Source organism: Methanoculleus sp. DTU007 (assembly GCF_001512385.1).
Classification (GTDB): domain Archaea; phylum Halobacteriota; class Methanomicrobia; order Methanomicrobiales; family Methanoculleaceae; genus Methanoculleus; species Methanoculleus thermophilus.
The window spans coordinates 1-9,390 of sequence record NZ_LFRO01000010.1 but is presented as its reverse complement, the minus strand read 5'-3'; the positions used below and the strand labels follow the sequence as shown (position 1 = coordinate 9,390).

Below are 9,390 nucleotides of genomic sequence, written 5' to 3'. Positions count from 1 at the left end.
TCCTGCCGGAATCCGGTGGGTCGGGGACGTACCGGGGCAAACCAGGGAGGTCGATCAGGATTCCAACGAACGCCAGCGACCCGAACACCATTCAGCTCCCGGCGTAACGCTCGATGAGAGAAGAACCAGGGGATTAACTGCGCATTCTTTTTCCGGCTGTCCTGCTGTCCACCCGTACCGATGAGCTACAATATATACTATCCAATCATAACTCTACAGGCAGTGTTCTATCTGCATGAGCAATCCAATGGATTATAACAGAGGAAACAGAAATTTCGGTGGACCGAGGAACTTCGGCGGGCCCCGTGAAATGACGAAGACCGTTTGTTCAGACTGTGGGAAAGAGTGCGAAGTCCCCTTCAAGCCGACCGAAGGCAGACCCGTGTATTGCCAGGACTGCCTCCCNNAAGCACAGAAAACCCCGGTTCTAAACCAATAAATCTCTTTTTTTAGCCCTGTTGAAATGCTTTCCACAACCTTCGGATAACACCCGGTTATCGATAGAAGTCGGTGGTGCGGCATCGCGCGACCCACCTCTTCAAGGCCTCCCGGTGCTCGGGAGACCTTGATCGGAAAAAGGAGCGAGCTTATTCAAGCCCGAGTTCGGCAAAGAGGGTATCGCGGAGCGCCCGGAGTGCATCCGTTGCCGGGGACTCACTCCGGGTCACGGGGCGGCCGCTACGGACGGCGTCGACCACCGCCGGGTCGAACGGTATCTTGCCCGCTACCACGATGCCCTCTCTCTCGCAGTAGTCCTCGATCCTCTTGCAGATATCCTCCGCGAGATCGAACCGGTTGATAGCGGCGAAGATCCGGACGCCGAACCGGCGGCAGACCGTCACGAGCCGTTCGAGATCGTGGAGCGCCGAGACCCCCGGCTCCGTGACGATGAGAACCGCGTCCATGCCGCTTATCGTCGCGATCAACGGGCAGCCTATCCCCGGCGGGCCGTCGGCAAGCAGCAGGTCGGCGCCGTCCGCAAGACTCACGGCCCGCTTCTTCACCTCGGTGACGAGCAATCCTGAGTTCCCCGAGCCCGGGAAGAGCCGGGCATGGGCGAGGTTGCCCCGGTCGGTCGCCGAAGTGTAGATCTCGCCGCAGACGCGCTGTTCCATAGAGATCGCTCCCATGGGGCAGACATAGGTGCAGACAGCGCAGCCTTCGCAGTGCAGCGTGTCCACCTCCCAGGCGTCGTCGCGGCGCACGATTGCCCCGAACCGGCAGTGGTCGGCGCAGATGCCGCAGCCACGGCACCGTTCCGGGTCGATCCGGGCCGCCGCGAGCCCCCGGAACTCCTCCGTGGTTAGCCGCCGGGGGCGGAAGAGGAGCTCCAGGTTCGCGGCGTCCACGTCGCAGTCGGCGAGAACCTGCGGCACCCCGCTGATATCCGCGAGCGCCGCGGCCACCATCGTCTTCCCGGTGCCGCCCTTGCCGCTGACGACCGCAAGCCGGATCACGGACTCACCCCCGCGATCTTCACGACCGCTTCAAAGAGGGCGACGAACCGCTCCTCCCACCCGGGAAGGAGCGCGGCGATGAGACCGCCACGGTTCTGGACGGCGGCGATCTCCCGCGAAAACGGGATGGTCATGATGACGGGGAGCCCGCGCTCCCGGCAGAAGTCGAGAGTCTCCTCGTCCTTGCCGTCGCTGCGGTTGATCACGACGCCGGCAGGAATACCGACCCTCTCCACCACCTCGGCCGCGAGGCGGAGGTCGTGCAGCCCGAAAGGCGTCGATTCGGTCACCAGGATGCAGGCATCGCTCCCCTCGAGCGTCTCGATCACCGGGCAGGCGATCCCCGGAGAGGCATCGTAGAGGGTGAGCGGGTGCCCCTCCGCGAGCAGCTTTGCCGCCCTGATGACCGCCGGGGCCTGCACCTCCCCCTCGTTCAAGACGCCGCTCACCAGGGTGAGGCGGGGGAGGGGGCGGGAGCACGCGACCCGGCCGACGGTGCGCGGGACTTCCCGGACGGCTCCCTGCGGGCAGACGAGGGAGCAGCCCCCGCACGAGTGGCAGAGTTCCGGGAAGACGAGGACGCGGTCTTTCAAGACCGAGAGCGCCCCGAACCGGCAGAACTTCCCGCACTCACCGCAGAGGGTGCAGCGGGCGGGATCGATCTCCGGAACCGGTGTCGTCACCGGCACGTCCACGGTAGTAGCGGGGAAAAAGAGGTGGAGGTTCGGCTCCTCGACATCGCAGTCGACGAGCACCACCTCGCGGGAGCGGGAGAGCGTGCAGGCGAGGTTCGCCGCCACCGTACTCTTCCCGGTGCCGCCTTTCCCGCTTGCAATCGCGATCTTCATACTGGGTTCCGCTTCATGCAAGGGGGAGCGGCTGCAGGTTCCCGGCGGTATACTGCGCGAGGGCATCGGCCACGCTGCCGCTTCCGCGGTAGGCGTATGCCCTGATCCCCCCGGCTTCGAGCGCTTTTGCAGCGTTCCCGCCGACCTGACCGGTGATGACCACCGTCGCGCCGTGCTCCGAAAACATCTGGACCGCCCGGGGACCGACCCCGCCGGCAGCGTCAACGAGGGGGTTTTCGATCGATTCCGCTTTCCCCGTCTCCGTGTCGACGAAGACGAAGTAAGGTGCCCGGCCGAACCGCTGCTCGACCGGGGCGTCTGTGCCTGCTGCACGTGCCGTGATACCGACTATCATCCTGATTCACTCCTCTGGTGGTTTTTGCTCATATGAGCATAATACTATGGGTGGTGCACCCGTCTCATTGGTGCCCGTCGCACTCGCCGCCGTCTTCGTGGTGGCAGGAGCTCTTCCCCGGAGAAAGGCGGCCGGCGATGTAATCCTGTGCGATGTAGTCGACGTTTCCGCTGATCCCGAGGAGAACCTGAATTCCGTTTGCGTTGAAGAGCTCGACGGCTCGCGGACCCATGCCGCCGGCGATGATCAGGTTGACACCGTGCTCTGCAAGAAAGACCGGGAGCCGGCCGGGCTCGTGGCCGGGGTTCGGGAGATCGTCTCTTCTGTAGATGATCGAATCTTCGACGTCGAATATCGCATACCCTTCACAGTGCCCGAAGTGCCCGGACACCTGGTTTTTGTCCTGTGCAATCGCAATCCTCATGATCTCACGTCTCCTATCGCTCACACGGAGCCGCATGCAGACATACTACACATATGCGCAAAAGAAAGTAAAACCATCTATCGTACCATTCGGGCGACGCAGTACCGGACCGGGGAACATTTTTTAAGGCGAGCGACATCCTGCGGTGTAGTTGTAAAACCTGGTGAGAGTGATGGTTCAGCCTTTGGATATTGGAGAGTACCGGAACGTCTACGAGCCGGGAAGAGTCGAGTGCGCCAGCACCGGAGAGATGCGCCCGCTCGAAGAGATCATCGGTCAGGAGCGAGCACTCCGGGCGTTGCGGTTCGGTCTTGAGATCCGGGAGCGGGGGTTCAACGTCTACGCTGCAGGCGCCCAAGGGACCGGGCGGATGAGCGCTGTGCGGAGTTTCCTTGACCAGCTCGCGAAGGCCAAGTCGAGAGCAAACGACTGGGTCTACGTGCATAACTTTGAGAACCAGTACGAGCCCAACGCCATCTCCCTTCCGGCAGGGAGGGGGACAGAGTTTCGGGACGACATGAAACGATTCATCGAGGAGGTCCGGCAGGCGCTTCCCCGGGCATTCCAGAGCGAAGCGTATACCGAGCGGCGGGATAAGACTCTCCAGTCGCTCCAGGACAGGAGGACCGATCTCATTGCCAGGATCAATCAGCGCGCCCAGGAAGCCGGGTTTGTCATCCAGATGAGCCCCATCGGTCTTTTGACCATCCCGGTCATCGACGGCCGGCCGACACCCGAAGAGGAGGTGATCACGCTCCCCGAGGACGTGCGGGCAGAGATCCAGCGGCGGCGGGACGCCCTGAACACGGAACTCCGGAACACTTTGCGGCAGGTCCAGGACCTTGAGCGGCAGGGTATGGAGGCGGTCAAGGGATTAAACCACGACATCGCGCTCTACGCGATCGGGAACCTCGTTGCCGAATTAAAAGAGAAGTATGCCGACGTTCCTGAGATCCCCGAGTACATCGACGCCGTTCAGAACGACATACTCGAGAATCTCCAGACCTTCCTCGGCATGCCTGAGCAGCCCGGGATCCCGCCCCAGTTCCAGGCCTTCATCCGGGAGCTTCCGTTCCGGAAGTACGAGGTGAACGTCGTCGTCGACAACGCCGAGGCCAAAGGGGCGCCGGTGATCGTCGAGGAGAACCCGACCTTCCAGAACCTTCTTGGAAAGATCGAGAGGGAGGTGCAGTTTGGAATCTTCACAACCGACTTCACGATGATCCGGCCGGGATCGTTGCATAAAGCCAACGGCGGCTACCTCGTCCTCAATGTCGAAGACCTCCTTCGAGCCCCCTTCTCCTGGGACGGGCTCAAGACGGCCTTAAAGACCGGGAAGATCGTCATCGAGGAGCCGGGCGAGCGGATGGGGTTCATCACGGCAAAGACCATCAAGCCCGAGGCGATACCCCTTGATATCAAGGTGGCCCTGATCGGGACCCCGATGCTCTACCATCTCCTCTATCAACTGGACCCGGACTTCAAGGAGCTCTTCAAGGTCAAAGCCGACTTCGATACCGTGATGGACCGAAACGACGAGAACGCGAGAAAGTATGCCGACTTTATGTGCAACCTCGTCCGGGAGGAGAACCTCCGGCACCTCGATCGGGAGGCGATCGCGAGGGTGATCGAGCACGGCTCGCGTCTTGCCGCGGATAAAAAGAAACTCTCCACCCATTTCGCTGCGATCGCGGATCTCATCCGGGAGGCGAACTTCTACGCCGCGAGCGACGGGGCGGAGATGATCGAAAAGCAGCATGTCATGAAGGCGATCGAGGAGAAGGTCTACCGCTCGAACCTGATCCAGAAGAAGATCGAGGAGGCCATCGAGCGCGAGATCTTCCTCATCGATACCGAGGGAGAGAAGGTCGGCCAGGTGAACGGTCTATCGGTGATCGGGCTAGGGGACTTTGCCTTCGGCCGGCCGTCGAAGGTGACCGCGAGCGTCGGGGTCGGCCGAGAGGGTATCGTGGATATCGAGCGGGAAGCGGCGCTTGGAGGGCCGATCCATACCAAAGGGGTCCTCATCATCAACGGTTACCTCAACAACAAATACGCACACGACAAACCCCTCTCTCTCTCGGCCCGGCTCGTCTTTGAGCAGAGTTACGAGGGGATTGAGGGCGACTCCGCCTCGAGCACCGAACTCTACGCCCTCCTCTCGGCGCTCTCGGGTCTCCCCATAAAGCAGTACCTCGCTGTCACGGGTTCCGTGAACCAGAAGGGAGAGGTCCAGGCAATCGGCGGCGTCAACGAGAAACTGGAGGGATTCTATGAGGTCTGCAAGGCAAAAGGGCTCAACGGAAACCAGGGAGTCCTGATCCCGGCAAGCAACGTCCAGAACCTGATGCTGAAAGAGGAGATCGTCGAGGCCGCAAAGGCCGGGAAGTTCCGTATCTACCCTGTCCGGACGATCGACGAGGGGATCGAGATCCTCACCGGGGTTCCGGCGGGTACCCGCCGGGAAGACGGGACGTATGAGGAAGGGACGGTGAACTACCTCGTGGACCGGCGGCTCCGGGAGATGGCGGAGACGATGCGCGGGTTCCAGCCGATGCCGGCAAAGTGACCAGGATGGAAGAGAAACGATCGGTCTACATGGACCATGCGGCGACGACCCCGACGCGTCCGGAGGTCGCCCGGGCGATGCTCCCCTATTTCTCGGAGCGGTTCGGGAATCCCTCCTCGCTCTACACCCTCGCCCGGGAGGCGAAAGAGGCGGTGGAGGAGGCACGGAGGAAGGTGGCTGCGGCGATCGGTGCAAGCCCCGAAGAGATCTTCTTCACCTCCGGGGGAACCGAGGCCGACAACTGGGCAATCAAGGGGGTGGCGGCGGCAAACAGGAAGAAGGGCGATCATATCATCACATCCTCGATCGAGCACCACGCCGTCATCCACACCTGCGAGAGCCTCGAGAAGCAGGGCTACCGGGTCACCTACCTCCCCGTGGACGAGTTCGGCCGGGTGGACCCGGCTACGGTCGAGGAGGCGATCACGGATCAGACCATCCTCATATCGATAATGACCGCAAACAACGAGATCGGGACGATCGAACCGGTCGCAGAGATCGCGAAAGTCGCTCACGACCATGATATTCCATTCCACACCGACGCCGTCCAGGCGATCGGGGCGATACCGGTGAGCGTGGACGATATGGGGGCCGATCTGCTTGCACTCTCGGCCCACAAGTTCGGCGGGCCGAAAGGGGTGGGAGCGCTCTACATCAGAAAGAGGACCCGGATCGGGACGTTTATCGACGGCGGGGCGCAGGAGCGGGGAAAACGGGCCGGGACGGAGAACGTTCCCGGGATTGTCGGGCTTGGGCGGGCGATTGAACTGGCCGTCGCCGAGATGCCGGAGAAGTCCCCCAGGCTCGCCGCGATGCGGGATAGGCTGATCCGCAAGATCCTGGAGACCATCCCGGATACCCGCTTAAACGGCCACCCTACCGAGCGGCTCCCGAACAACGTGAACGTCGCCTTCCGCTACGTCGAGGGCGAATCGATCCTCCTTATGCTCGATGCGCTCGGGATCGCCGCCTCGACGGGGAGCGCCTGCACCTCGGCATCGCTTGAGCCCTCGCATGTCCTTACGGCCTGCGGTCTTCCGCACGAGGAGGCGCACGGCTCGCTCCGGCTCACCCTCGGCTCCCGGAATACCGACGACGATATCGATTACGTTCTCTCGGTCCTCCCGGGGGTGATTGAGCGCCTGCGGGCGATCTCACCGCTTCGGGGGGAGACGTGAGATGGCAGAGATCTTTCGGGCCTACGATATCCGGGGGCGCTACCCGGACGAACTCGACGAGGTGACGGCAAAGAGGATCGGAAACGCCTTCATCCGTCTCCTTGCGGCGGAGCAGATCGTCGTCGGGCGGGATATGCGCCTCTCGTCCCCGGCGCTTGCCCGGGCGTTCATCGAGGGTGCGGTCGAGGCCGGAGCGGAGGTCACCGATATCGGGATGGTGAGCACCCCGCTCCTCAACTACGCCATCGCCGCGGGGAAGTTCGACGGCGGGGTGATGGTGACGGCCTCGCACCTCCCCGGGGAGATGAACGGATTCAAACTCGCCCGCGAAGACGCCGTCCCGCTCTCCGGCGACCGGGACCTGCCGCCCCTCGAGACCCTGACCGATGAGGAGCCGGTCGTCCGCGCCGCCGGATCGTGCCGCAGGACCGATATGCTCGACGACTACATCGGAAAGGTGGCCGGATTCGTCCGGAGCCCCGGGCCCCTCACGATCGTGGCGGACGCCGGGAACGGGATGGTTGGGCCGGAGGTGCCCCGGCTCTTTGAGCGGGTCCCGGCCTGGCGGCTCATCCCTCTCTACCTCGAGCCCGACGGGCGGTTCCCCCACCACCACGCAAACCCGCTCGACCCCAAGACCACTCAAGAACTTCAAGAACGGGTCGTCGCCGAGGGTGCGGACTTCGGAGTCGCGTTCGACGGCGACGGCGACCGGTGCGGATTCATCGACGAGCGGGGCGAACGCGTCCGGGAGGACCTGGTGACGGCGCTGATCGCCGACTACCTGCTTGGAGAGAACCCAGGGGCGACGATCCTCTACGATCTCCGGTCGAGCAGGGCGGTCGTCGAGGCGATCGAGAGGGCTCACGGTCGGGCCGTCCGCTCGAGGGTGGGCCACGCCTTCATCAAGGCCCTGATGCGGGAGGAGAAGGCCATATTCGCCGGCGAACTCTCGGGCCACTACTACTACCGGGATATGGGCTACGCCGACAACGGACTTCTAACGATGGTCCTCGTCGCAAACATCCTCGCAGCAAGCGGTCAGACCCTCTCCGAGCTCATCCGGCCGCTGGAGCGCTATCCCTCGACCGGGGAGATCAACCTTGCGGTGCGCGATCCTTCGGCGGTGCTCGCGGTGCTCGAGGCACGCTACCGGGACGCCGACCTCGATCACCTCGACGGCCTGACCATCGGCTACCCGACGTGGTGGTTCAACATCCGCCCCTCGCACACCGAGCCGGTGGTGCGGCTGAACCTTGAAGCGGAGACGAGGGATCTCATGGATGGGAAAGTGCAGGAGGTGCTCTCGGTCATCCGGACGGCCGACCCGGCGGCACGGGAGGTGTAAGAGAAAAGGAGCGCGAGACAGGCGGGGATTGGTGCGCATAATATATAACGTTCAAAGGAGATGTTTATGTGCACCGTGATCCGTGCGGATCCCGGGATCGGCAGTAACTTGCGCCAATCTCCAAGTCCGCGGGTCTTGGCGCTCGTTTGGGGCCCGTAGCTTAGTCCGGTTAGAGCGCTCGGCTCATAACCGAGCGGTCGTGGGTTCGAATCCCTCCGGGCCCACTCGGTTTTCAAGAACAAGTACAGAGCGGATGCCCCATCAGGTCGCCGGGCCGGCGGGGGCATCCTCATCCTCGGGACACCCCGCTTCCTCCCGGCGGCCGCACCCGGCGATCCGGATCGTCTTCCCGTGGACCAGGGCGTCGGCGACCTTCGCCCGTGCATCGTGGAGGTCGCGCCAGAGGGTCTTACGCGAGACGCCGAGGGCGACGGCGGCCTCCTCCTGCTCGAGCCCCTGGAGGTCGACGAGCCGCAGGGCTTCCACCTCCTCGGGGAGGACGACGACGAACTCGTCGGGCCCCCCGCAGAGCGGTCCGAAACACCGGAACGCTCCCTGGTCCCCGATCATCCGGCGAACACGGGGCCGGCCCCGCTGGCGGCGGCCACGCCCCTCGCCGGGTTCTCTCTCGTTCATGCTACCGATCTCCTGAAGTAGAGATCGGTCTCCCGTGCAGATAGTGCCTTCGCTCCGGGTCGGCGGCTACCACCGGCCGCGTGCCCGGCCGCCGCGGCCAAAACCGCGGCCGCACCCCCACGGGATGCCGCCCCGGCCGATGCCGCGAAGCACCGGCGCGGAACCTTCTTCTGGTGTCCCCGCTACAGGGGGCGAGACGCACCGCCCCCGGCGGCCGCCCGTCATCGGGCCACGGCCGGCCGGGCCGGTTCCATCAAATCCTGGCATGGTTGTATCACCTCAATTATTACACATATGAGTAAAAATATGTAAAAATATCCAATGGGGCATATCCGGTGTTCCGGGCTGTGGCGGTCTAGTTGTGGTCTAGCTGATTGTGACTCCGCCTGATCAGGCGACGTCATAACCACCCGGACCACTGCGCTTACCCACCCTGAACGCCGCATATACAGCCGTTCCGCATCGATCTACTACACCTCTCGAGCCCCGGTGGTCCGGCTAAAACCCTCGCCTATCCACGGCGACGTCGTAACCACCCGGACCACAGTATCCCGGCAGGGCAACCTATATCCCGC

At 63.4% G+C, this 9,390-nt stretch carries 9 protein-coding genes, 1 tRNA gene and 1 pseudogene; 5 read left to right on the top strand and 6 right to left on the bottom strand.

Annotation, left to right across the window (positions count from 1 at the left end; genetic code table 11):
* The first annotated feature begins 235 nt into the window (after positions 1-235).
* A pseudogene (locus ACI94_RS01295) lies at positions 236-431 on the top strand (CxxC-x17-CxxC domain-containing protein).
* A 156-nt stretch (positions 432-587) separates the two neighbouring features.
* Here ACI94_RS01295 and ACI94_RS01290 read toward each other — a convergent pair.
* From ACI94_RS01290 to ACI94_RS01275, 4 genes are all read right to left on the bottom strand, one after another.
* Complete coding sequence (locus ACI94_RS01290; protein ID WP_286681007.1) at positions 588-1,457, bottom strand: ATP-binding protein; 870 nt, start codon at positions 1,455-1,457, stop codon at positions 588-590.
* Positions 1,454-2,305: an ATP-binding protein gene (locus tag ACI94_RS01285; protein ID WP_286681006.1), complete on the bottom strand. Its 852-nt coding sequence runs from the start codon at positions 2,303-2,305 to the stop codon at positions 1,454-1,456. Before ACI94_RS01285 ends, ACI94_RS01290 begins: the two co-directional genes overlap by 4 nt.
* Before the next feature lie 13 nt (positions 2,306-2,318).
* A complete protein-coding gene (locus ACI94_RS01280; RefSeq protein WP_286681005.1) occupies positions 2,319-2,660 on the bottom strand; it encodes a NifB/NifX family molybdenum-iron cluster-binding protein in 342 nt (113 codons plus the stop codon).
* 64 nt (positions 2,661-2,724) lie between these two features.
* Complete coding sequence (locus ACI94_RS01275) at positions 2,725-3,108, bottom strand: NifB/NifX family molybdenum-iron cluster-binding protein (protein ID WP_286681004.1); 384 nt, start codon at positions 3,106-3,108, stop codon at positions 2,725-2,727.
* Positions 3,109-3,256: 148 nt separating this feature from the next.
* Between ACI94_RS01275 and ACI94_RS01270 the strand changes: the two genes are divergently transcribed.
* The 4 genes from ACI94_RS01270 to ACI94_RS01255 all read left to right on the top strand — a co-directional run bounded on the left by ACI94_RS01270 (position 3,257) and on the right by ACI94_RS01255 (position 8,403).
* Entirely contained in the window at positions 3,257-5,653 is a 2,397-nt protein-coding gene (locus ACI94_RS01270; RefSeq protein ID WP_286681003.1) for a Lon protease family protein, read from the top strand.
* A gap of 5 nt (positions 5,654-5,658) precedes the next feature.
* The gene (gene nifS / locus ACI94_RS01265) at positions 5,659-6,831 is read left to right on the top strand and encodes a cysteine desulfurase NifS (RefSeq protein ID WP_066958079.1); all 1,173 of its coding nucleotides are present in this window, start codon (positions 5,659-5,661) and stop codon (positions 6,829-6,831) included.
* A gap of 1 nt (position 6,832) precedes the next feature.
* The gene (locus tag ACI94_RS01260; RefSeq protein WP_286681002.1) at positions 6,833-8,179 is read left to right on the top strand and encodes a phosphomannomutase/phosphoglucomutase; all 1,347 of its coding nucleotides are present in this window, start codon (positions 6,833-6,835) and stop codon (positions 8,177-8,179) included.
* Between the two features lie 149 nt (positions 8,180-8,328).
* Positions 8,329-8,403 (top strand) — tRNA-Ile (locus ACI94_RS01255).
* A gap of 37 nt (positions 8,404-8,440) precedes the next feature.
* On the opposite strand, the gene ACI94_RS01250 is transcribed toward ACI94_RS01255, so the two are convergent.
* Positions 8,441-8,815, bottom strand: coding sequence for a DUF134 domain-containing protein (locus ACI94_RS01250; protein WP_286681001.1), 375 nt, complete (start codon positions 8,813-8,815; stop codon positions 8,441-8,443).
* Between the two features lie 66 nt (positions 8,816-8,881).
* A complete protein-coding gene (locus tag ACI94_RS01245) occupies positions 8,882-9,082 on the bottom strand; it encodes a DUF5320 domain-containing protein (RefSeq protein WP_082122673.1) in 201 nt (66 codons plus the stop codon).
* Positions 9,083-9,390 lie beyond the last annotated feature (308 nt).

What these genes read in the sequence shown, in the direction of transcription:
- ACI94_RS01285 (WP_286681006.1), bottom strand. Translation starts at nt 2,305, where the DNA reads ATGAAGATCGCGATTGCAAGCGGGAAAGGCGGCACCGGGAAGAGTACG.
- ACI94_RS01260 (WP_286681002.1), top strand. Translation starts at nt 6,833, where the DNA reads ATGGCAGAGATCTTTCGGGCCTACGATATCCGGGGGCGCTACCCGGAC.
- ACI94_RS01250 (WP_286681001.1), bottom strand. Translation starts at nt 8,815, where the DNA reads ATGAACGAGAGAGAACCCGGCGAGGGGCGTGGCCGCCGCCAGCGGGGC.
- ACI94_RS01245 (WP_082122673.1), bottom strand. Translation starts at nt 9,082, where the DNA reads ATGCCAGGATTTGATGGAACCGGCCCGGCCGGCCGTGGCCCGATGACG.
- ACI94_RS01280 (WP_286681005.1), bottom strand. Translation starts at nt 2,660, where the DNA reads ATGATAGTCGGTATCACGGCACGTGCAGCAGGCACAGACGCCCCGGTC.
- nifS (WP_066958079.1), top strand. Translation starts at nt 5,659, where the DNA reads ATGGAAGAGAAACGATCGGTCTACATGGACCATGCGGCGACGACCCCG.
- ACI94_RS01270 (WP_286681003.1), top strand. Translation starts at nt 3,257, where the DNA reads ATGGTTCAGCCTTTGGATATTGGAGAGTACCGGAACGTCTACGAGCCG.